General features: G+C 55.1%; 22 protein-coding genes. 8 read left to right on the top strand and 14 right to left on the bottom strand.

The genetic code is table 11. The features are described from left to right. Positions 1-56: 56 nt before the first annotated feature. Both pbpG and L350_RS20430 read right to left on the bottom strand, forming a co-directional pair. Positions 57-980, bottom strand: coding sequence for a D-alanyl-D-alanine endopeptidase (pbpG, locus tag L350_RS20425; RefSeq protein WP_032623916.1), 924 nt, complete (start codon positions 978-980; stop codon positions 57-59). Positions 981-1147: 167 nt separating this feature from the next. Beyond that, positions 1148-1735 carry a Yip1 family protein gene (locus tag L350_RS20430; protein WP_032623915.1) on the bottom strand — a complete coding sequence of 196 codons (588 nt, stop codon included), beginning with the start codon at positions 1733-1735 and terminating at the stop codon, positions 1148-1150. A gap of 157 nt (positions 1736-1892) precedes the next feature. On the opposite strand from L350_RS20430, the gene L350_RS20435 reads away from it, so the two are divergent. After that, positions 1893-2465, top strand: a complete 573-nt coding sequence (locus L350_RS20435) for a DedA family protein (RefSeq protein ID WP_032623914.1) — start codon at positions 1893-1895, stop codon at positions 2463-2465. A 101-nt stretch (positions 2466-2566) separates the two neighbouring features. On the opposite strand, the gene L350_RS20440 is transcribed toward L350_RS20435, so the two are convergent. Continuing rightward, a complete protein-coding gene (locus tag L350_RS20440) occupies positions 2567-3331 on the bottom strand; it encodes an SDR family oxidoreductase (RefSeq protein ID WP_071993629.1) in 765 nt (254 codons plus the stop codon). A gap of 50 nt (positions 3332-3381) precedes the next feature. After that, the gene (gene mdtQ / locus L350_RS20445; protein ID WP_032623911.1) at positions 3382-4800 is read right to left on the bottom strand and encodes a multidrug resistance outer membrane protein MdtQ; all 1419 of its coding nucleotides are present in this window, start codon (positions 4798-4800) and stop codon (positions 3382-3384) included. Between the two features lie 205 nt (positions 4801-5005). Here mdtQ and yohP point away from each other — a divergent pair, with 205 nt between their 5' ends. Further along, positions 5006-5089: a small membrane protein YohP gene (gene yohP, locus L350_RS24120; RefSeq protein WP_000698460.1), complete on the top strand. Its 84-nt coding sequence runs from the start codon at positions 5006-5008 to the stop codon at positions 5087-5089. 45 nt (positions 5090-5134) lie between these two features. Here yohP and dusC read toward each other — a convergent pair whose 3' ends face one another. Beyond that, on the bottom strand, positions 5135-6070 hold the full coding sequence (gene dusC / locus L350_RS20450; protein WP_023306604.1) for a tRNA dihydrouridine(16) synthase DusC: 936 nt from the start codon (positions 6068-6070) through the stop codon (positions 5135-5137). 168 nt (positions 6071-6238) lie between these two features. Between dusC and L350_RS20455 the strand changes: the two genes are divergently transcribed. The 4 genes from L350_RS20455 to sanA all read left to right on the top strand — a co-directional run bounded on the left by L350_RS20455 (position 6239) and on the right by sanA (position 9177). Then, positions 6239-6634 (top strand): CidA/LrgA family protein, encoded by a 396-nt coding sequence (locus tag L350_RS20455; protein ID WP_022648690.1) that lies wholly within the window; start codon positions 6239-6241, stop codon positions 6632-6634. After that, a complete protein-coding gene (locus tag L350_RS20460; RefSeq protein ID WP_022648691.1) occupies positions 6631-7326 on the top strand; it encodes a CidB/LrgB family autolysis modulator in 696 nt (231 codons plus the stop codon). The genes L350_RS20455 and L350_RS20460 overlap by 4 nt, the downstream gene beginning before the upstream one ends. A gap of 128 nt (positions 7327-7454) precedes the next feature. After that, on the top strand, positions 7455-8339 hold the full coding sequence (gene cdd, locus L350_RS20465) for a cytidine deaminase (protein WP_032623910.1): 885 nt from the start codon (positions 7455-7457) through the stop codon (positions 8337-8339). A 127-nt stretch (positions 8340-8466) separates the two neighbouring features. Then, on the top strand, positions 8467-9177 hold the full coding sequence (sanA, locus tag L350_RS20470; protein ID WP_022648693.1) for an outer membrane permeability protein SanA: 711 nt from the start codon (positions 8467-8469) through the stop codon (positions 9175-9177). Positions 9178-9304: 127 nt separating this feature from the next. On the opposite strand, the gene mglC is transcribed toward sanA, so the two are convergent. The 7 genes from mglC to L350_RS20505 all read right to left on the bottom strand — a co-directional run bounded on the left by mglC (position 9305) and on the right by L350_RS20505 (position 17498). Further along, positions 9305-10315, bottom strand: a complete 1011-nt coding sequence (gene mglC, locus L350_RS20475; RefSeq protein WP_022648694.1) for a galactose/methyl galactoside ABC transporter permease MglC — start codon at positions 10313-10315, stop codon at positions 9305-9307. Between the two features lie 15 nt (positions 10316-10330). Next, entirely contained in the window at positions 10331-11851 is a 1521-nt protein-coding gene (mglA, locus tag L350_RS20480) for a galactose/methyl galactoside ABC transporter ATP-binding protein MglA (RefSeq protein ID WP_003859320.1), read from the bottom strand. A gap of 79 nt (positions 11852-11930) precedes the next feature. After that, positions 11931-12929 (bottom strand): galactose/glucose ABC transporter substrate-binding protein MglB, encoded by a 999-nt coding sequence (gene mglB / locus L350_RS20485; RefSeq protein ID WP_022648695.1) that lies wholly within the window; start codon positions 12927-12929, stop codon positions 11931-11933. Between the two features lie 295 nt (positions 12930-13224). Beyond that, positions 13225-14247 (bottom strand): HTH-type transcriptional regulator GalS, encoded by a 1023-nt coding sequence (gene galS / locus L350_RS20490; protein WP_003859324.1) that lies wholly within the window; start codon positions 14245-14247, stop codon positions 13225-13227. A 155-nt stretch (positions 14248-14402) separates the two neighbouring features. After that, positions 14403-15560 (bottom strand): DUF418 domain-containing protein YeiB, encoded by a 1158-nt coding sequence (gene yeiB, locus L350_RS20495; RefSeq protein ID WP_032623909.1) that lies wholly within the window; start codon positions 15558-15560, stop codon positions 14403-14405. An 18-nt stretch (positions 15561-15578) separates the two neighbouring features. Further along, positions 15579-16247 carry a GTP cyclohydrolase I FolE gene (folE, locus tag L350_RS20500; RefSeq protein WP_017383384.1) on the bottom strand — a complete coding sequence of 223 codons (669 nt, stop codon included), beginning with the start codon at positions 16245-16247 and terminating at the stop codon, positions 15579-15581. Between the two features lie 102 nt (positions 16248-16349). Further along, positions 16350-17498 (bottom strand): YbfB/YjiJ family MFS transporter, encoded by a 1149-nt coding sequence (locus L350_RS20505; RefSeq protein ID WP_032623908.1) that lies wholly within the window; start codon positions 17496-17498, stop codon positions 16350-16352. 137 nt (positions 17499-17635) lie between these two features. Between L350_RS20505 and fghA the strand changes: the two genes are divergently transcribed. Together fghA and L350_RS20515 are read left to right on the top strand one after the other, a co-directional pair. Then, a complete protein-coding gene (gene fghA / locus L350_RS20510) occupies positions 17636-18463 on the top strand; it encodes an S-formylglutathione hydrolase (RefSeq protein WP_032623907.1) in 828 nt (275 codons plus the stop codon). Positions 18464-18724: 261 nt separating this feature from the next. Then, complete coding sequence (locus L350_RS20515; protein ID WP_032623906.1) at positions 18725-20710, top strand: ligand-gated channel protein; 1986 nt, start codon at positions 18725-18727, stop codon at positions 20708-20710. Positions 20711-20767: 57 nt separating this feature from the next. On the opposite strand, the gene L350_RS20520 is transcribed toward L350_RS20515, so the two are convergent. Beyond that, a complete protein-coding gene (locus L350_RS20520; protein ID WP_032623905.1) occupies positions 20768-22234 on the bottom strand; it encodes an amino acid permease in 1467 nt (488 codons plus the stop codon). A gap of 170 nt (positions 22235-22404) precedes the next feature. Beyond that, entirely contained in the window at positions 22405-23271 is an 867-nt protein-coding gene (gene yieE, locus L350_RS20525) for a DNA-binding transcriptional regulator YeiE (protein WP_003859337.1), read from the bottom strand. Positions 23272-23291 lie beyond the last annotated feature (20 nt).

Below are 23291 nucleotides of genomic sequence, written 5' to 3'. Positions count from 1 at the left end.
GCTTTAGGGCCGTAGGCCGGGTAAGGCGAAGCCGCCACCCGGCACAGACAGGCGACTCAGTCGTTCTGCGCCGTCGCCATCTGTTCCGCTTTCTGCTTTTTATACGCCAGCGCTGAAGCCGGCACCGGTTGCACTTTCCCGGTTTCAATCCAGGTGCGCAGGCGGCTGGCATCCGCAAAGTGGGTATATTTGCCGAAGGCATCCATCACCACCAGCGCCACTGGTTTACCGTTAAACACGGTGCGCATCACCAGGCAGTGCCCTGCCGCATTGGTGAATCCGGTCTTGGTTAACTGAATATTCCAGTTATCGCGATACACCAGATGGTTAGTGTTGCGGAACGGCAGCGTATACGCCGGGTTCGAGAATGTCGCCATCTCCTCACGCGTGGTGCTGAGCTGACCAATCAGCGGGTATTGCTTACTGGCGATCAGCAGCTTGGTTAAATCACGCGCCGTCGAGACGTTATGGATCGACAGACCGGTTGGCTCCACGAAATGGGTATTTTTCATCCCCAGCGCTTTGGCTTTGGCATTCATCGCGCGGATAAACGCGTCGTAACCGCCAGGATAATGGTGGGCAAGGCTCGCCGCCGCGCGGTTCTCTGAGGACATCAGCGCCAACAGCAGCATATTTTTACGGCTGATTTCACTGTTCAGACGCACGCGAGAGTAGATCCCTTTCATCTCTGGCGTGTGGCTGATATCCACTTTTAGCTTTTCGTCCAGCGGCAGTCGTGCATCAAGCACCACCATCGCGGTCATGACTTTGGTTATGGAAGCGATCGGGCGCACCAGATCCGGGTGACTGGCGTAGATCACCTTGTTGGTATTCAGGTCAACGATCATCGCGCTGCCGGACGCAATTTGGGGTTGCGCAGCAGCGATGGCAACTGCGGGCGTTTTGGCGATGGCTGGCGCGGTAGCGGAGACGCCCAACAGTAGCGCAAGACTAAGGAGTGACACTCGAAATTTCAGCATGATGAGACTTCTGATAATGATTCACGCACGTTATGACGTACACCGCCTGTGTCGACGGATAAACACAGGCTGGCTTCGGCATCATAGCGGTCACCGTGCGTTGTCGCCAGCGGAGAATCATAACCAGATGCTGCATTGCTGGCATTTACGCCAGCAATGCAGGGGACTTAAAAGAGACGGTAACCATAACCCCAAAGAATAACTGTCAGGGCCAGTAGCGCCTCAAGGACCAGCACGCCGATGGCAAGCGTAGAGCTGGAGAAGCTCAGGCCCTCTTCTTTATTGATGTTGAGGAAGGTTGGCACTCCTACATACAGCAGATAACCGGTGTAAAAGAGGGCAACCGTACCGATCAGCGCGCACAGCCAGACCAGTGGATAGAGCGCAACAATACCGCTTAAGAACAGCGGGGTCGCGACGTATCCGGCGAAGACCATACAGTGTGCCAGCGACGGGCGCTGCGGATAGTTGCGCGCCATCCAGTGGATGACCCGCCCCATTACCGCCACCCCGGCCAGTATCAGGCCGTAAAACAGAATGGCCAGGTACAGTCCGGTAAACCAGGAAAGCTGAACCACGGTGCCGTCACCAAAGTTCCAGCCTATTTGTGTAGTACCAATAAACGCGCAGACCACCGGCACCGCTGCCATCAGCAGGACGTGGTGGGTGTAGTGATGCGCGACCGTTTCGTTCTCGTTACGGATGACCTGCATTTCACGATCGGGATGGGAGAAAAGTCCCCAGACATGGTTCATAACGCCCCCTTGTTGTCGGCCCGTCAGCGATAGCTAAAGTATAATGCAGGCTTTAGATTATTTTATGTACAGTGGGAAATTTCCGTTGATTGCCGCGTGGTTGATGGATGGGGTATATGATTAACGCAGGCACAGTAAGGGAGACGACATTTACTTAATGGATATCAACGGTCTTATTGAACAATATGGATACGCCGCGCTGGTCATCGGCAGCGTGGCAGAGGGTGAAACCATCACGCTGATGGGCGGAGTGGCCGCACATCAGGGATTGCTGAAATTCCCGCTGGTGGTCGCCGCCGTCGCACTGGGCGGTATGATTGGCGACCAGCTGCTCTACTTTCTGGGTCTGCGCTTTGGTCCGACGCTTTTACAACGTTTTGCTAAGCATCAAAAGAAAATTCGTCGTGCTCAGCGGCTTATCCAGCGGCATCCCTATATGTTTGTGATTGGCACCCGCTTTATGTATGGCTTTCGCATCATTGGGCCAATACTGATTGGCGCGAGCCGCTTACCGCCGAAAATTTTCCTGCCGCTGAACATTATCGGGGCGATTGCCTGGGCGTTGATTTTTACCACGCTTGGCTACGTGGGTGGCGAAGTGATAGGCCCGTGGCTGCATAATCTCGATCAGCATCTTAAACACTGGGCCTGGCTGATCCTGGTTGTTGCGGTGGTGATTGGGGTACGGCTGTGGCTCAAGCATCGTGAAAAGCGGCGGGATGAAGAGTGAGTGCGGCCTGCTGCCCCTCACCCTACCCCTCTCCCCAAAGGGGAGAGGGAACTCTATACACCCTCTCCCCTTTAGGGAGAGGGCTGGGGTGAGGGGAATGTTTATTCTGCTGGCTTAAACTGCGGATTCGCCAGCATAAAACCGCCGTCGACGATAAACGACTGCCCGGTGGTGTAGCTGGCGTCGCTGTCACACAGCCACGCCACCAGGCTGGCTATTTCTTTGGTATGCCCTGGCCGTGCCAGCGGGATTTCCGGCATTGAGCCTTCTTTCACTTCGCTGTCGTCCATATCATTCATCGGCGTGGCGATCGCACCAGGCGCAACGGCGTTCACCAGAATCTTATGTTTAACCAGCTCCAGCGCCATCGATTTTGTTAACCCGCCCAGGGCATGTTTGGCCGCCGTATAGGCGCTGGCGTCCGGCAATGGTGTATGTTCATGCACCGAGGTGATGTTCACGATCCGCCCCCCTTCTCCCTGCTTCACCATCTGACGCGCCGCGATTTGCGAGCAGAGAAACGCGCCGTCCACGTCAACGGTGAATATGTGCCGCCAGTCGTCAAACGACAGGTCCAGAAATGGCGCTTTGTTCATCGCCCCGGCATTGTTAACCAGCACATCCAGCCGCCCGAAACGCGTAATCAGGGTTTCAATGGGCTTTGCGCCTTCCGGCAAATTGCTTAAGTCGAGCTGGATGGCCTCGGCACGCTGCCCGCGCGCTTCAATTTCACGGCAGGTTGCCAGCGCCCCTTCCTCATCTGAATGCCAGGTCACCCCGATATCAAACCCGCGTTCGGCCAGCATCAGGGCCGTCGTTTTGCCAATTCCTGAATCCGATGCGGTAACAATTGCGACTCGCGTCATACTCACCTCCTGAAAATCTGCAAAGAGGTAAGTATAGATAATGCGCGATTTTAGCTGTGATGATATCCGCCACCCAGCGCGGAGGTGAGCTGGAGCGTAGCATCCACGTACTGACCTTTCAGCATCAACCCGGCAATACGCTCTTTGAGCGCCGGAATTTTTGCTTCACTCACCCGCGAGCCGGCAATGATCCCCGCGCTGAAGCGCGCCTGTGCCAGCGCAACGACGCGCGCCGCATCTTTTTCGATCTGCTGCTGGTGCTGATTTTTGGCGGTCAGGGTTTCCACTTCGCTGGCCGTCCGGGCAACCTGGTTTACGGCGTCCACTACGGCCTTGTTGTAGTTCGCCACGGAAAGGTTGTTTTGCGCCTGGGCGATATCCAGGTTCGCATTCAACCGACCGCTGTCAAAAATTGGCAGCGTCAGACCCGCGGTTACGCCCATTTGCTGAGCAGATGAGCGGAACAGGTCGCTAAGGTGCAATGCATCCTGCTGCAAGAACGCCATCAAATTGATGTCAGGGTAGAACGCGGCTCTGGCGGCATCCACTTCGCTCATGGACGCTTCGATATACCAGTGCGCCTCCTGCAAATCCGGGCGGCGAGCCAGCAGCTCATAACCGAGCATTGACGGCAGCGACGCCTCTGCGTCAGGTAAGGCATGCCGGGCGAGCGTGACTGAAGGGGTATTGGTCAATGCATTCAGACGCGCCTCAATGGCCTTCATTTTGCCGTGCACGTCAGCGAGCTGTTCATCGGTTTTGCTGGCATTGATATCTGTTTCAACGCCTTCCTCCGAGGAGGTAATGCCGTGCTGATAAAGCTCACGATCGGCACCGATGATATTTTCCTGCTCCCGTTTGATCTGCGCGAGCACGTCACCCACCGCGGCCTCGGTCTGCCAGTCCCAGTACAGCCGCGCGACGCTGCTGGCGAGCAGCTGTCGGGTCTGCTCCAGCTCCGCTTTTTGCGCATTCACTTTACCGATGCGGGCCTCAATTTGGGCGCGGTTTTTACCCCATAAATCCAGATCCCATCCGGCCGTCAGACCAAAGGTGCCGTTGGTGTACCAGGGTCCGGTTGTCCCCGCCGCCGGGTCAGTCAGGGCGAATGGCCCCATCAGCCCCTCTGCCGACATCTTTTGCCGTTCCACATCTGCGGAAAAATCCATTTGTGGACCATCAGCAGCGACAGCGGCTTTCGCCTGTGCTTCTGCCAGGGTGATGCGCTGCCGGGCAATTTGCATATCCGGTGCATCCGCCAGCGCTTTAGCAATCAGCGCGTTAAGCTGAGGGTCATTAAAATCTTTCCACCATTCGTTTTTTGGCCAGTCGGCATGACTTAGTTGGGTATTTACAGCAGCGGCGGCGGCTTGCGTTTTCACTGGAGACACCGTGGCATGTTCCGGCGCGCAGGCGGACAGCATAAAAATAAGGGGAGCACTCAGAGATAAAGTAAGAGAACGTTTCATTACGCCATAAACTCAAAAAAAATAAAGGCGCAACTTACGCTTACTGACGTTCCGTTTTTTAGTAACGCGTGGCAATCCGCATATTGTTATACATTTTCATATCCGGAAATTTATTCCCCAAGCGAATGATTTAATTTCACCTATTCATACCAATTATGAATTGACTGCTACACTTACTGACGACAGACATACGCAGGAGAGGCGAATGAAAATATTATTGTGGGCTATTTTGATTATATTTCTGATAGGGCTGCTGGTGGTAACCGGCGTATTCAAAATGATTTTCTGATACGTTTGCCCGGCTCCGCGCCGGGCAAACGTATTCACACTTCACTCAGTGCTTCGACTGGATCACACGGGCAATATCCGCCGACGTCTGTAGCGTACGGATCTCCTGAAATAATCCCAGCGCGTCGTCGTACTCTTTCCGTAAATAACTCAGCCACTGCTTAATGCGCGCGACGTGATACAACCCGGTATCGCCCTGCTTTTCCAGCCGCGTGTATTTTTGCAGGAGTTTCACCACGTCCGCCCACGGCATCCGCGGCTCATTGTATTTCACCACCCGGCTGAGGTTCGGCACGTTCAGCGCACCGCGGCCAATCATCACGGCATTACAGCCGGTCTCTTTGAGGCAGGCCTGCGCGCTCTCATAATCCCAGATTTCGCCGTTAGCAATCACCGGAATAGTAAGCCGTTTGCGGATCTCGCCAATCGCCTGCCAGTTAATGCGCTCGGCTTTATAACCATCCTCTTTGGTTCGCCCGTGCACCACCAGCTCGGTGGCGCCCGCCTGCTGCACCGCGTCGGCAATTTCAAACTGCCTGTCGCCGCTGTCCCATCCCAGACGCACTTTGACCGTCACCGGTAGATGCGATGGCACCGCCTCACGCATGGCCTTTGCGCCGCGATAAATCAATTCCGGATCTTTGAGTAACGTCGCCCCGCCGCCGCTGCCGTTGACCAGCTTTGACGGACAGCCGCAGTTAAGATCGACACCGTACGAGCCAAGCGCTACCGCGCGGGCGGCGTTTTCCGCCAGCCACTCAGGATACTGGCCGAGCAGCTGGACGCGCACCAGCGTACCGGAGGGGGTGCGGCTCTGACGATGCAGTTCCGGACAGAGACGATAAAATGATTTTTCTGGCAGCAACATATCGACCACGCGCAAAAACTCCGTCACGCAGAGATCGTAATCGTTCACCTCGGTAAGCAGCTCGCGCACAAGAGAGTCGAGCACGCCTTCCATCGGGGCCAGTAAAACACGCATTCTGAGTACCTGTGAAAAAAGACGCGCTATAGTAGCTGCTCTCTATGTATGTTGAAAGCCCGGCGTTCCATTCTGGAATGTCTGGTATGCCCAAAATTCATGATGTGATCCGTGGCACATTTTCAGGTTTAATTGTATGATGAATACGTCTCAGCAAGGACTTTCACCATGAGCAAATCACTGAATACTATCTGGCAATACCTTCGCGCCTTCGTCCTGATTTATGCCTGCCTGTACGCCGGCATTTTTATCGCGTCGCTGCTGCCTATTACCATCCCCGGTAGCATTATCGGCATGTTGATCCTGTTTGTGCTGCTGGCATTACAGGTGCTGCCCGCGAAATGGGTCAACCCGGGGTGCTTCGTTCTCATTCGCTATATGGCCCTGCTTTTTGTGCCTATCGGCGTTGGGGTTATGCAGTATTACGATGTGCTTAAGGCGCAGTTTGGCCCGATAGTGGTCTCCTGCGCCATCAGTACGCTGGTGGTTTTCCTGGTCGTCAGCTGGAGCTCACACATTGTGCATGGCGAACGTAAGGTCATTGGGGAGAAAACAAAAAAATGATGGCGAATATCTGGTGGTCCCTGCCGTTAACCCTGGTGGTGTTCTTTGCTGCGCGTAAGCTTGCGGTTCGTTTCAAAATGCCGTTGCTCAACCCGCTGCTGGTCGCCATGGTGGTGATTATTCCTTTTCTGCTGCTCACCGGCATTTCTTATGAACGTTACTTCGCCGGGAGCAAGATCCTCAACGATTTGTTGCAGCCTGCCGTGGTGGCGCTGGCGTTTCCTTTATATGAGCAACTGCATCAGATCCGCGCGCGCTGGAAATCCATCATAACCATCTGCTTTGTGGGTAGCCTTGTTGCGATGATCACCGGTACCTCGGTGGCCTTACTGATGGGCGCATCGCCGCAGATCGCCGCCTCTATCCTGCCTAAATCCGTTACTACGCCGATTGCCATGGCCGTGGGCGGCAGCATCGGCGGCATTCCGGCCATCAGCGCCGTGTGCGTGATCTTCGTCGGTATCCTGGGCGCGGTGTTTGGTCATACGCTGCTGAATATCATGAAAATCCGGACCAAAGCGGCGCGCGGTCTGGCGATGGGTACCGCCTCGCACGCGCTGGGCACCGCACGCTGCGCGGAGCTGGATTATCAGGAAGGGGCATTCAGCTCGCTGGCACTGGTGATCTGCGGGATTATAACCTCCCTGCTCGCGCCGTTTATCTTCCCGATTATTCTGGCAGTAATGGGCTAAAATTTGCGATGCGTCGCGCAAATTTCATTTTCATTTCATAAGTTGCATACATAATGAGATTTGGATCACATATAAAGGCCGTACGGCTCCGTACACTACCGATCCATTAACCTTGATGAGGCAACGTCATGCATCCACGTTTTCAAGCTGCTTTCTCTCAGCTTGCAGAGAATTTGCAATCAGCCCTGGCTCCGGTTCTGGCGGATGCGCATTTCCCCGCCCTGCTGACGGCAGATCAGGTCACGACGCTTAAACAGGCAACGGGGCTGGACGAAGACGCGCTGGCTTTCGCCCTGCTGCCGCTGGTGGCTGCTTGCGCCCGCGCTGACCTTTCCCATTTTAACGTAGGCGCAATTGCGCGCGGCGTGAGCGGGACCTGGTACTTCGGCGGGAACATGGAGTTTCTCGGTGCGACCATGCAGCAAACCGTTCATGCGGAGCAGAGTGCCATCAGTCACGCCTGGCTGCGCGGCGAAAAGGCCCTGCGCGCCATCACCGTCAACTATACCCCTTGCGGCCACTGCCGCCAGTTTATGAATGAGCTGAACAGCGGTCTTGAACTGCGTATCAACCTGCCGGGACGCGCGCCGCATACGCTGGGTGATTACCTGCCGGATGCTTTTGGCCCTAAAGATCTTGAGATCAAAACCCTGCTGATGGACGAGCAGGACCACGGTTACGCGCTCTCAGGGGATGCGCTCAGCGAAGCGGCCATTGCCGCCGCCAATAAAAGCCACACGCCATACAGCAAATCACCAAGCGGCGTCGCCCTTCAGTGCCGCGACGGCCGCATCTTCACCGGCAGCTATGCAGAGAACGCCGCGTTTAACCCGACGCTGCCTCCGCTCCAGGGCGCCCTGAACCTGCTCAGCCTGAACGGGTATGACTACCCGGATATTCAGCGCGCGATCCTCGCTGAAAAGGCCGATGCACCGCTGATCCAGTGGGACGCGACCGCAGCCACGCTGAAAGCGCTGGGCTGTTCAACCATCGACCGCGTGCTGCTGGCATAATCTGTTCGGCGGGCAGATCTGCCCGCCAGTCTGACGAAAAACCCCTCAGTTGAATCGCTGTTTCTTGCGCTAACCAGGCGGGTACAGTAGCCTGAGGGAAATTTCATCATCGGTACGAGCCATCTGCATGTTAAAGCGCGTGTTTTACAGCCTGTCTGTCCTGGTCGGCATACTGCTGTTGATCGTGCTGGGTCTCGACCGCTGGATGAGCTGGAAAACAGCTCCCTACATTTTTGATGACCTACAGGACCTCCCCTACCGCCAGGTTGGCGTGGTGCTTGGCACCGCCAAGTATTACCGCACCGGCGTCATCAATCAGTATTACCGGTATCGTATTCAGGGCGCACTGAACGCCTATAACAGCGGCAAGGTGAACTATCTGCTGTTAAGCGGCGATAACGCCCTGCAAAGCTATAACGAGCCGGTGACGATGCGCAAAGATTTGATTGCCGCAGGCGTCGACCCGGCCGATATCGTGCTCGACTACGCCGGATTCCGCACGCTTGATTCCATCGTGCGTACCCGCAAGGTGTTCGACACCAATGATTTCATCATCATCACCCAGCGTTTCCACTGCGAGCGGGCGCTGTTTATCGCCCTGCATATGGGGATCCAGGCCCAGTGCTACGCCGTGCCGTCGCCAAAGGATATGTTGAGCGTGCGCGTACGCGAGTTTGGCGCCCGTTTTGGCGCGCTGGCTGACCTGTACCTGTTCAAGCGTGAACCGCGCTTTTTAGGCCCGCTGGTGCCGATCCCAACGATGCACGAAGTGCCTGAAAATGCGCAAGGTTATCCGGCGGTGACGCCGGAGCAGCTGCTGGAAATGCAGAAGAAGTAATAACTGATGTCGGGTGGCGGCTTCGCCTTACCCGGCCTACGATCGCGATTTTGTAGGCCCGGTAAGCGTCGCGCCACCGGGCAAAAAAAGGCCCGCTACGTGAGCGGGCCTTTCCATTCTGAAGAACTTATTTCTTACGCGCGTACTTCAGTGAATCCAGGGCAACCGCGAAGATAATGATCGCGCCCTTGATGATGTACTGCCAGTACGGGTTCACGCCGATGTAGGTCAGGCCGTAGTTGATCACGGTGAAGATGATCACACCGGTCACCACGCCCAGCACGGTACCCACGCCGCCGCTGAAGGAGACGCCGCCGACCACGCAGGCCGCAATCGCATCCAGTTCGTACATAAAGCCGAGGTTGTTGGTGGCAGAGCCGATACGGCCTGCTTCCAGCATCCCGCCGAAGGCGTAGAACACACCGGACAGGGCATAAATCATCAGCAGGTTCAGAGCCACGTTGACGCCGGAGACTTTCGCCGCTTCCGGGTTACCACCGATAGCAAAGATGTTTTTACCGAAGCGGGTTTTGTTCCACAGGATCCAGACGAACGCCACCGCAATCAGCGCATAGAAGGTGATATAGGAGAGACGGAAGCTGCCCAGCGCAACAAACCCCTGCGTGAAGGTCGAGAAGCCGCTTTCGAAGCCAGAGATTGGAGACGCGCCGACGAAATCGTAGTACAGGGAGTTGATACCATAAACGATGATCATCGTGCCAAGCGTGGTGATGAATGGCGTCACGTTCAGGTAAGCAATGATGATGCCGTTAATCAGGCCAATTACCGCGCCGATGGCGCATACGATCAGGATCACCACGAAAATCGGCATGGTCGCCATCTCCGGGAACACCTTGTTGGCGTTTTCCATCGACTGCAACAGGGTTGCCGCAATAACCGCCGCCAGACCCACCTGGCGCCCTGCCGAAAGGTCTGTCCCCTGGGTAACGATGAGCCCTGCCACGCCCAGTGCGATGATAATACGAACGGAAGACTGGGTCAGAATATTACTTAAGTTCAGCAGACTTAAGAACGTTGGGTCCTGGAAAATAATTATCGCCAGCAAGACTAAAAGAACAACGTAAATACCGCCTTCTTTCAGATAAGTGAGAAAACTTTTTTTATTTAACGCACTCATGAGGAGCCCCTGATCTTAAAGGTGCAAAGACGCAAGACGCAAAATTTCGTTTTGCGTTGTCGTTTTGGTTTCAACAATACCGGCAACGAGACCATTGCTCATAACCAGAATACGGTCTGTGATCCCTAACAATTCCGGCATTTCGGAAGAAATAATAATGATCCCTTTATCTTTTTTCGCCAGCTCTGCGATCAGCTGGTAAATCTCGAATTTTGCACCCACGTCGATACCGCGCGTAGGTTCATCCAGCATCAGTATTTCAGGCTGGGTTAATAGCCAGCGACCAATAATGACTTTCTGCTGGTTCCCTCCCGAGAGTGAGCCAATTTGCGTGCGGTGGCCCGGCGTTTTCACGCGCATGGAGTCAATCACCCATTGGGTATCGCTCTTCATGCGGGAATTATCCAGCAACCCGACCTTGTTTTTGTAATTGCGAATATTAGAAATTAACGAGTTAAAGTTAATATCAAGATAAGCGTAAATACCGGTGGAACGCCGCTCTTCCGTCACCAGCGCAAAACCATTATTAATGGCTTCATTGGCGTTGTGGTTGTTGATTTTCTTACCGTGCAGGGTAATGGTGCCCTCGGCTTTCTCACGGATACCAAACAGGGTTTCCACGATATCGGTGCGCTTAGCGCCCACCAGCCCTGCGATACCAAGGATCTCGCCCTTGTGCAAATCGAAAGAGACATCGCGGATGGACGGCTGACGCAGTGAGGTCAGGTTACGCACCTCCAGAATCACTTCGCCCGGCTTGTTTTCTTTATCCGGGAAGCGCTGGTTCAATGAACGGCCAACCATCATGGCGATGATCTTGTCCATGTCCAGCCCTTCCAGCGGCTGGGTGGCAATCCACTGGCCATCGCGCAGGATGGTAATTTCATCGCACAGCTGGAAGATCTCTTCCATTTTATGTGAGATATAGACAATGCCGCAGCCGCGATCTTTCAGCTTACGGATGATAGTAAAAAGGTGGTTAACCTCTTTTTCCGTTAATGACGATGTCGGTTCATCCATGATCACGATTTTCGCATCATAGGAGAACGCTTTGGCAATTTCGATCATCTGCATCTGGGAAACGGATAATGTCCCGACGCGTGCGCGCGGGTCAATATCAATATCCAGCTCATCGAAAATGGCTTTGGTGTCGCGATACATTTTATCCTGATCGACAAAGACACCTTTGGTTGGATAGCGGCCCAACCACATATTATCCATAACTGAACGTTGCAGAACCAGGTTTAATTCCTGGTGTACCATCGAGATACCGTTCTCCAGCGCTTCTTTCGCTGAATGGAAGTCGATCTCTTTTCCCTGAAAAAGAATGCTGCCAGAATCTTTTTGATAGATCCCAAAAAGGCATTTTAATAATGTTGATTTACCCGCACCGTTTTCACCCATTAACGCATGAATAGAGTGAGGACGAACTTTTAAATTAACATTATCGAGCGCCTTAACACCGGGGAATGACTTGTTAACACCGGTCATTTCCAACAAGTATTCACCGGACGACTGAGTAGTTGTGCTGACCATAATTATACCTTGTTGGCCTCGCATATCGCGTTATAAAAGGGCGCAACGAATTGCGCCCAGTGAAGACAATTCAGATAACTTATTTACCGATAAACTCAGCCAGGTTGGACTGGTCTACGCCCACGTAAGGAACGCGAACGATTTTGTTTTCAATTTTCCAACTGGTGCCGTCAGCAGCGCCTTTACCATCAGCGAGGTTTTTCGCCAGATCGAAGGTGGCTTTCGCCTGGTTGTTAGCATCGTTCAGCACGGTACCGGCCATTGCGCCAGATTTCACCAGCGCCAGCGCTTCTGGCAGGGCATCCACACCGAATACAGGAATGGCGGATTTGTTGTGTGCTTTCAGCGCTTCAACTGCACCCATTGCCATTGCATCGTTGTTGGCGATGACCACTTCAATTTTGTTGGCGTTCGGGCCAGAGAGCCACGCATCCATCTTATCTTTCGCCTGAGCGGTGTCCCACATTGCGGTGTCTAACGCCAGCTGCTGGGTTTTCAGGCCCTTGTCGTTCAGCTCTTTAATAACGTAGGTGGTACGTGCTTCAGCATCCGGATGGCCCGGTTCGCCTTTCAGCAGAACGAACTGAATCTGACCATCTTTGTTCATATCCCAGTTTGGGTTCGCCGCCCAGTGTTTCGCAATCAGATCGCCCTGGATAATCCCGGACTCTTTGGAATCAGTACCCACGTAATACGCTTTATCGTAGCTGTCCAGCGCTTTACGGGAAGGCTCTTTGTTGAAGAAGACAATCGGCACGTTCTGGCCGCGTGCTTTCTCGATCACCGTACCTGCCGCAGCCGGGTCAACCAGGTTAATAGCCAGCGCTTTCACGCCTTTTGCCAGAAGAACGTCAATCTGATCGTTCTGTTTAGACTGGTCATTCTGGGAGTCATTCATCAGCAGCTGCACGTCTGGCGCTGATTTAGCATCCTTTTCAATTGCTTTACGCACAACGGACATGAAGTTGTCGTCGTATTTATAGATAGTCACGCCAATACGGGTATCCGCTGCGTGTGCTGCTGCGCCAAAAAGCATGCTTGCCATGACAGCAGACAGAGTCAACACCTTCTTATTCATGGTATCTCCGGTTTTTTTTATGCAGGGTAGTTCTTGTGAAAAACGGTCGGCGGGCAGATGTTAATAAAACGTTACTGATCGCCGAAGTTCACTTATAAAATGTCCAGCTTCCGTGTTCGGTAACGCTCCAGAAATGCGTTTTATTCGTTGTTTGAGGCATTCTGGTAACGGTAAAAGTGAATAATCACCGTTACATTGTGTTTCAGCCCCTAAAACGCTGACATCATAGACAGCGGCTTGTTAAGATACTGTGAATTTACTCACAGATTGAAAACGGTTACATCACGTGATGTTATCAGTTAGTGATCGGAGCCACAGTTTGTCGGATAGCGACCGAATGGCGGCGTACTAAAGTCGGCATAAAACAATGCGTTGCGTCAGGATCTAACAGTCCTGCCGCCCCCTGTAACGCCAGCTCTGTCGCCAGTTTCGCCATCGACGCAATAGGGTAACGCACCGTTGTCAGCTGCGGATCGGTGTAACGGGCAATCGGGATATCATCAAAACCGATCAGCGATAAATGCTGCGGCACCGCAATGCCATTATCTTTCAGCGCGGTAAGCGCACCTGCCGCCATGCTGTCGTTATAGGCAAACACGGCCGTCAGCTGAAGGTTACGCCCCAGCAGTTCAACCATTGCCGCTTCACCGCCCTGCATGTCCGGCGAACCGGTACCAACCCAGCTCTCCAGCGGCGCAATGCCCTGTTCTTTCAGGGCGTTTTGCCAGCCCTCACGGCGCATCATGTCGTCTTCAATACCGTGGCTGGAAGCCAGATAACCAATGCGCTGATGGCCGTTGCTGATGAGCATCCGCGTCGCCATCATCGCGCCGCTGATGTTATCCAGACCGACACAGCGGTGCGCATAACCGGGGACGATACGGTTGATCAGCACCATACCGGGGATCTGCTCCATAAACCCGGCCAGCTCTTCATCGCTCAGGGCTTTTGAGTGCACGATCAGGGCGTTACAGCGCTGGCGGATCAGTACCTCAATGGCATAACGCTCTTTTTCAGCCTCGTGATAGCTGTTGCCAATCAGCACATATTTCTGGTGCTGCTGGGCAACGACGTCCACCGCTTTGACCAGCGCGCCGAAGAAGGCGTCCGACACGTCCATCACCACTACGCCAATGGTATCGCTGACCTGCGTCGCCAGCGCCTGAGCATTGGCGTTTGGCCGGTACCCCAGCTGGGTCACGGCTTTCATTACGGTTTCACGCGTTTCAGGGCTGACCAGCGCACTGTTGTTCAGCACGCGGGAGACAGTAGCAACAGAAACACCCGCCTGGCGGGCGACGTCACGAATGGTGATCATATTCACCACCCTTAAAAGGATTGCAGCAACTCACAGACACCCCCTGTGTTTAGCAAGGTGGCTATTCTGGCAGCGAGAGAGAGGAGACTACGTGAAGAAGCTCACACCGATGAAAACGCTTACATCCGTTTTGTTAATGATTGTGATCCAGATCGTTATCTGGATGTATTACGCAATGACACGCCCGACGCAAGGGCGGTTAACCGTCGCCATACCCACTCCAGCGGGCCCTGGCGGAAAAAACGCAGCCAGATAACTGAAAACACCACATTAACAATCCAGACCGGAATAACAAACGCCAGCAGCGTCAGGCGGTCGAATTTCATAAACAGGCCGAATCGGTAGAAAAGCGTGGTACATATCAGCGTTTGCAGGATGTAATTGCTTAACGCCATCCGTCCAACGCAGGCCACCGCACTGACGATCCACAGGCGAGAAAGCCGGGGCCAGAAGCCATAGATCAGCGCCGCATAGCCAATGGTCTGGAACGGCGCGCTCAGTTCGCGCGGCACCTGCAACAGGAAGGCGCACCAGCGATAATCCCACTGAAGATGCCACTGTACGATCACCGCCGGAAGGTTAATCATCACGCCGAGCAGTACCAGGCCAGCGCCTGTGAGACGATAGTGTCGCAGGCTAAATTCTCCTTTCAGCCAGCCGGTGCGCATCAGGGCTGCGCCCATCAGCATCATCCCCGCCAGCTGCCAGCCGTATTGCGCCCCCAGCGCCAGCAGGTTATCGCCGAGCATATCGGCCCGGTTGCCGATCGCTTCTATGCCGCCTTTCAGCTTCCAGAACTGCTCATATTGCAGATTGGCCGCATCCGGGATCCACGAACGACTGGTGGAAGCATCGGCAATCATGCCAAGCAGCAATAACACGGTCAGTCCCATGACATAGAGCATCACGCCAGTGTTAAAGAGGCTTTTTACACCGGGCGCGTCGCGGATCAGCCGCCAGCAAATCAGGCCCACCAGACCATACGCGAGCAGAATATCGCCGTCCCAGAAAAGCAGCCCGTGAATAAAACCGAGGATAAACAGCAGCGTTAAACGCGACTGGATCCAGCGCGTACCGCGTTTGAGGAGAAGCTGAAGTCCCGCGCCAAACAGAAGCGCAAAGAGGGTCAGAAATTTAACCTGTGCGAAGAGATCAAGGATTGCCCACGTCCAGGCGTCGCTGCGCGTGATGTCGCCATACCATGCAGGGTTCAGATAGGCGGCCTTCGGCAGACCGAAGGCGCTGATATTCAGCAGCAGGATACCGAGAATGGCGACGCCGCGAACAAAATCGAGCGTGACGTTTCGCTCCATGGTCCCTGCCCTGTCTGATTAGTTGTGGTGGCGCACGGCGCGCAGAAACTCCTGGCGGGTGTTCTGGCTCGATTTGAACAGGCCGCCCAGCGAGGTGGTGGTAGTCGCGCTGGTTGCATCACGCACGCCACGCGCTTTCACGCAGTAGTGAACCGCGTCGATAGACACCGCCACGTTGTTAGTCCCCAACAGGGTTTGCAGTGCGGTCAGGATCTGCTGCGTCAGACGCTCCTGCACCTGAGGACGCTGGGCAAAGAACTGCACGATGCGGTTGATCTTGGACAGGCCAATGACCGTATCTTTTGGAATATAGGCCACCGTCGCTTTACCATCGATGGTCACAAAGTGATGCTCGCAGGTGCTGGTCAGCGTGATATCGCGTACCGTCACCATCTCATCGACCTTCATCTTGTTTTCAATGACGGTGATTTTCGGGAAGTTCGCGTAATCCAGGCCGGAGAAAATTTCGTCGACGTACATTTTCGCGATGCGGTGCGGCGTCTCCATCAGGCTGTCGTCGCTCAGATCGAGATTCAGCAGTTGCATGATCTCCGTCATATGGCCGGCGATCAGACTCTTGCGGGTAACATTGTCCAGCTCCTGCACGGGCGGGCGCAGTGGCGTTTCAAGACCGCGCGCAACCAGCGCTTCATGGACAAGGGCTGCTTCTTTACTGAGTGATGACATTCTTTTCTCCTGCAGGTGTGGCGTCTTTTGCCCTCGTTGTGGCAAAAGTGTGCGCTCATTGTGCGTGAGGCGACGCACATAATCCAGTATTCACGTCGATAATTATTGCAATTGCTGTTGCCTTTCAGCCTGACGGTTCCAGACTAACGCTCCGCCAGCGAACAGCGCGATCCCCGCCAGCCCCAGCGCAGGTTCCAGCCGGTGCGTGAGCCAGGTCGAGAGTGCCGACGTGACCGGACCAATCAGCTGACCAATGGCATACCCGGTGGTGAGCAGTCCCGCCATATAACGCGTATGATCTGGCGCCAGCTCGCGACCGTACAGAAGAGAGAGCTGCACGGCGCAGAGGAACCCGCCGCCCACCAGCAGCCCACCCGTCAGCAAGCCGCCAATGCCCGGCAGCAGCCAGGCCGCCAGCACGCCTATCCCCTGTAACCAGAGAACAATCGCCAGCCTGCGGTTAGCGCTTGATGTATGCCGCAGGGCAATACTGATCGCAATCCCCACCACCGAGGCGGCGCCAAATATTGGCCAGACAAACTGGGCAAACAGGCTGCCCGGGAAACGCACCGCCGCCATTTGCGACAGGAAGGTCGCGGGGAGGATATAGCCGAATCCTGCCAGACTGTAGCTCCAGACCAGACGCCTGAGATCCGCGGTCAACAACAGCGGCTCAGGCGCGGTACCGGGGCGATGAAGCTGGCCCGCGCGCGGCAGATAGCGCGCCACCAGCGCAATCAGCACCAGCGCCAGTACGCCGTAGATTTGCCATGCCGCGCCGGCAGACAGGGATCTCGCCTGAATATAGACCGCCAGCAGGCCACTCAGGGCGATGCCTGCCCCGGGTCCGGCAAAGACGGCTGCACTAAGCCCCGGCTTGCCCAGCTGCCCCAGCCGCTCGTTGGTCCAGGCGGCAATCAGCACCATCGACCAGCCGCTCATGCAGCCGATTACAAAGCGCAGCAGACCGTGAACGACGGCATTATCTGCCGCCGCAGAGAGCAGCGTCAGCGCCACCGCGCCAGTGATGCCAAGCCAGAGACGCGTTTCAACGAAGCGATGAGCGCGCATAGCATCCCATGCCCCCACCAGATAGCCCAGGTAGTTCATTGCCGCCACCAGCCCCGCGCTGGTGAGCGTGAGTTGCCCGGCGGTAATCATCAGCGGCACCTGAGGCGTGAAGGCGAAGCGCCCTATCCCCATCGCCACGACCAGAACCACAAATCCGCTGAGCGCGATACGCAGCGCCATGATCGCTCCAATTGTTAAAGAAAAGTAAATTTATGATGCAACATCTCGCCGTCCTGCGAAAGTGAAAGTTGCTCACAGGTCAATGAAAACTCTGTATTATGCGTTTTATGAATAGTCTTTCGGATAAGGAGCCCTGCATGGAACTGCTCGAAGAGCATCGTTGTTTTGAAGGTCGACAGCAGCGCTGGCGGCACGACTCCACCACGCTGAACTGTGCTATGACGTTCAGCATTTTCCTGCCCCCTGCGGACAATCCACCGGTGTTGTACTGGCTTTCAGGCCTGACCTGCAACGACGAAAATTTCACCACCAAAGCGGGTGCCCAGCGTATTGCTGCCGAACTGGGCATTGCGCTGGTGATGCCAGATACCAGCCCGCGTGGCGATGACGTGGCCGACGATGCCGGATACGATTTGGGTAAAGGCGCCGGGTTCTATCTCAACGCCACGGAACAACCCTGGGCGAGCCATTACCGCATGTATGACTACATTCGCGATGAACTGCCTGCCCTGGTGCATTCTCAGTTCGCGGTCAGCGAGCGCTGCGCGATAAGCGGACATTCGATGGGTGGCCACGGGGCGCTGATAATGGCGCTGAAAAATCCGGGGAAATACACCAGCGTGTCCGCATTTGCGCCGATTGTGAACCCAACGCAGGTGCCGTGGGGGCAAAAAGCCTTCACGCACTATCTGGGTGAGGATGCAGAGAAATGGCAGGAATGGGACAGCTGTGCGCTGTTGCTGGCAAGCCAGCCAGAAGACGCTATCCCGATGCTGGTGGATCAGGGTGATGCCGATCAGTTCCTCGCCGGGCAGTTACAGCCTGCGTTGCTGGCGGAAGCCGCGCGCCAGAAGGACTGGCCGCTGACGCTGCGCATACAGCCGGGATACGATCACAGCTATTACTTCATGGCGTCCTTTATTGAAGATCATCTTCGCTTCCATGCGACACATTTGTTCGCGTAAATACAGCTGTTTGCCCGATAGCCTCTCGCCTGTCGGGCCTTTCCCCTCATTTACATAATCCTATCCGCTTGAATCCAGCCTGTTTTCCGTCGCCCTCACTCAAACACAAATGATTTCAATTATCATTTGTGTTTACAATTCTACATTCTTTTGTACAATTCCAGGCTCTTCTCCATCTCAAAGAGTTCTTACAAGACAAAAACATACAGTTCTCAGGGTTATCCCGATGGAGTTTTTTTCATTTTTATACGGAATGTACAAATGACAATACCACGCATTAAGCTCCTGGCCGTCGCCATTGGCGCTGCCACATGTTCCCCCTTCGTTCACGCAGCCGATCAGGACACCGTTGTCGTTACCGCGACGGGTTTTGAACAAAAGATCCAGAATGCCCCCGCCTCCATCTCTGTGATTTCAAAACAGCAGATTGAAGATAAAGCCTACCGTGATGTTACCGATGCCCTGAGAGATGTCCCGGGCGTCGTCGTCACCGGCGGTGGAAGTAGCAGTGATATCAGTATTCGCGGCATGGCCTCTCAGTACACCCTGTTCCTGGTGAACGGCAAACGCGTCAGTACGCGAAGCACCCGCCCAAACAGCGACAACTCGGGTATTGAACAAGGCTGGCTGCCGCCGCTGGAGTCCATTGAGCGCATCGAGGTCATCCGCGGCCCGATGTCCTCGCTTTACGGCTCCGATGCTATGGGTGGCGTCATTAACGTCATTACCAAAAAAGTCTCGAACACCAAAGCCTGGACCGGTTCGTTGCATGGCGATGCAACCTTCCAGGAAAATCATGACTCCGGCGATATCTTCCAGACCAACGCCTACGCCTCTGGTCCCCTGATTGACGGGCTGCTGGGTGCAAAAGTGACGGGGCTGTTGTCACGCCGCGCAGAAGATAAAATCGTGAACGGCTATAACGAGCAGAAAATGCGTAACGGTGGCATTACGCTGAACTTCACGCCGGACGAGAAGAACGATTTCGATCTCGACTTTGCTCGCGAGCTTCAGGACAGAAACAGCACCCCGGGGATGTCGAAAGCGGCTGAAACCTGCCGGGGAACAACCTGTACGCCAAATACCAAAAGCGACTCGCGCTATGAGCACACGACCTACTCGTTAACCCACAGTGGTTATTACGACGACTTCAATACCACCAGCTATATCCAGCAGGAAGAGACCAATAATCCAGGTCGCAAAATGCGTTCCTACAACACCACCTTTAACAACCAGAACCAGATCTTCCTCGGCGATCATACGTTGACCCTCGGCGGACAGTACCGTTATGAGAAATTGCGCGACAACGGCAATCAGCTGGAAGCTGCTGACGGCCTGAACAAACTGACGCGCTGGAGCTGGGCCCTGTTTGCCGAAGATGAATGGTCAATGACGGAAAGCTTTACGTTGACCGGCGGCCTGCGTATGGACAAAGACCAAAACTACGGGACGAACTGGACGCCGCGCGGTTACGGCGTATGGCACCTGGCCGATCAGTGGACGTTGAAAGGCGGGGTTTCTGCTGGCTATCGTGCGCCGGATCTGCGTCAGTCGTCTGCCAGCTGGGGCCAGGTGACAGGTGGCGGCCGTCTTGACGGTATCATCGTCGGCAACCCGGATCTGAAACCCGAGAAGAGCCTGAGCGAAGAGCTCGCCCTGCTCTGGGATAACAACGATAACCTTAATGCCGGTGTGACGCTGTTTAATACCGACTTCAAGGATAAAATTACGGAAGTTCGCCGCTGTAACAGCAGCGCCGATCCCGCCTGTACGATTGGCGATCATAGCTATGATTTCGTCAGCGATCGCGTCAACGTGGACAAAGCCAATATGCGCGGTGTGGAGTCCTCGTTCGGCTGGAAAATCACGCGCGATGTGAACTGGACTGCAAACTACACCTATACGGAATCCGAGCAGAAGAGCGGCCAGTTCTCCGGCAAGCCACTGAACAAAATGCCAAAACACATGTTCAACACCACCCTGGACTGGCAGGCGACGCCCGACGTCGGCTTCTGGAGCCGTCTGAACCTGCGCGGTAAAACGTCTGAGTACCTGAGCCGCACGTCTATGTCTCAGGGCACACCGTCCTACACTCAGGTGGATGTCGGTATGCGCTACAACGCCAACAAAAACCTGCTGGTTACTGCCGGTGTATATAACATGCTCGATAAGCAGATTGATTACGATACGTATGACACCGTGCTGGATGGCCGCCGCTATACCGTTGGCATGACCTACAGCTTCTGATCTGCCCATAAAAAAGCCCGCTCAACTGAGCGGGCTAAAAGAGAGGAAGTGCGGTTATTATTTAAATCGTTCCGGGAAATCCATTTCACTGTAGCGAACGAAGCGTGTTCCTTTCGTCAGTTTGTAGCCAAACCAGATGATCAGGAACAGCGGAATGCCAATATAGGTGGCCGTGACGGCGCCCCAGTCAATGGTGTCAGCAAGGAAGGCCTCATAGTTCTGACCCAGGGTAATAATCAGGCACAGAACGAAGGCGAAGATCGGCCCCAGCGGGAAGAATCCTGACCGGTACGGCAGGTTATTCAGATCATGCCCCTGCTTGACGTACCCGCGACGGAAACGGTAGTGGCTGATGGCAATGCCCAGCCAGGCAATGAAGCCCGTCATACCAGAGGTGTTAAGCAGCCACAGGTAGACCGTCTGGTTGCCGAACATGGAGGTCAGGAAACAGAGACCCGCAATCACCGTGGTCGCATACAGCGCGTTGCGTGGCACGCCACCGCGAGACAGTTTCGAGAAAATACGCGGCGCTTTACCGTCGCAGGCCAGGGTGTAGAGCATGCGGGTGGAGGCGTACATCCCGGAGTTACCCGCAGACAGTACCGCCGTCAGGATCACCGCGTTCATCACCGCCGCCGCTGAGAGCAGACCCGCGTGCTGGAAGACCAGCGTGAACGGGCTGACGCTGATGTCTTTTACGTCGTTACGCAGCAGGCTTGGGTCGGTATACGGAATGATCAGGCTGATAATCAGGATCGCGAACACATAGAACAGCAGGATACGCCAGAACACCTGACGCACCGCGCGCGGGATGGTCTTCTCCGGGTTTTCGGATTCACCGGCCGCAATGCCAATCAGTTCGGTGCCCTGGAAGGAGAAGCCGACAATCATCGCCACGCCAATCATCGCCGAGAAGCCCCCGGCAAACGGCGCATCGCCTATTGTCCAGTTACTCCAGCCCGCCGGTTCGGCCCCTTTGAAAATACCAACGATCATCGCCACACCGACGACGATAAAGATGATGACGGTTGCCACTTTAATCAAAGAGAACCAGTATTCCGCTTCGCCGAAACCGCGCACGGAGATGTAGTTCAGCAGGAAGATGACCGCCAGGAATAGGGCGCTCCAGATCCAGCCTGGCGTGTCCGGGAACCACCAGGTCATCACCAGCTGTGCCGCGACCAGGTCAACGGCGATGGTCACCGCCCAGTTGTACCAGTAGTTCCAGCCCAGCGCGAAGCCGAAGCCTTCCTCAACGTATTTTTGTCCGTAGGTCGAAAACGAACCAGACACCGGCATGTATGCCGCCAGTTCGCCCAGGCTGGTCATCAGGAAGTAGACCATCAGGCCAATCAGGATATAAGAGAATAATGCCCCACCCGGGCCGGCTGCCGAAATTGTTGCGCCAGAGGCAACGAAAAGACCCGTACCGATGGAGCCGCCAATGGCGATCATCGTCAGGTGACGCGCCTTAAGTGCGCGACGTAGCGCGGGCGCTTCTGTGGTTTTAGTTTCTGAAACCATGTGAAAATGCTGTCCATTCAATAAATGAGGCGCGATTGTAGCAGACGATCTGCGTTGCTTCCGGCAGAAATGCTCAGTTATAAGAGAGCTTCATGACTCGGCCAGGATTATAAGTAAAGCATAATTTTTCCCTCTCCCCTTTGGGGAGAGGGCCAGGGTGAGGGGCGCTTTTACATCTCGCAATAGCGCAGAAAACGCTGGAGCGAGCTGGAAAGGTGTTTCTGACGATGGTGGATGCACCACAGCGTGCGCACCAGCTTCGGCAGCGGAACGGGGATCTCAACCAGAGAGCCGGTTTCCAGCTGTTCGGCGATCACCCGTCGGGAAAGACAGCTAATGCCCAGGCCATGACGTACGGCATGCTTAATGGCCTCGGAGTTACCTAACTCCATCCCTAGCTGGAACTGCGGCAGATGGGACAGCAGTAGATAATCGACAATCTCACGCGTGCCGGAGCCCTGCTCTCGCAGGATCCACTGCGCCTGCGCCAGACGCTCCAGCGTAACCTCGCCCTGTAGTAAAGAAGAGGCCGGGGAAGCAAACACCACCAGCTCATCCTCAAGCCAGGGCTCCGCAATGATATCGACGTTGTGGCACGGCCCTTCGATAAGACCGATGTCCACGCGGAAATCAATCACCGCGTTAATCACGTCCTGGCTGTTGCCGACGCTCATCTCCAGCGGCAGGGTCGGAAAATCCCGGCGGTAGCGGGCGATCACTTCCGGCAGGATGTAGTTACCGATCGTGCTGCTGGCGTAGACGCGAATAGCGCCGTTGTCCTCGCGGAACAGCTGTTCGATCTCCGTTGCCTGCTCAAGCAAGGCCAGGGCACGCGGATACAGCAGGCGGCCATGTTCGTTCACCACCAGTCGCTTTCCTACCCTGTCGAAAAGCTGGACGCCCAGTTGCCCTTCAAGATCGGTCAAGGCCGCGCTAACGGCGGACTGCGAGAGCGCCAGCATTTGTGACGCCTGGGTTGTCGAGCCGCTTTTCAGCACCTCGGCAAAAACTTCCAGCTGACGCAATGTAATGTGCATGGTTGCTTACCACTTATAAA

Origin of the sequence: Enterobacter sp. MGH 4 (genome assembly GCF_000534735.1) — a bacterium.
GTDB lineage: Bacteria > Pseudomonadota > Gammaproteobacteria > Enterobacterales > Enterobacteriaceae > Enterobacter > Enterobacter intestinihominis.
Note: the sequence above shows the minus strand (reverse complement) of the source record. Positions and strands in the feature narration are given on the sequence as shown.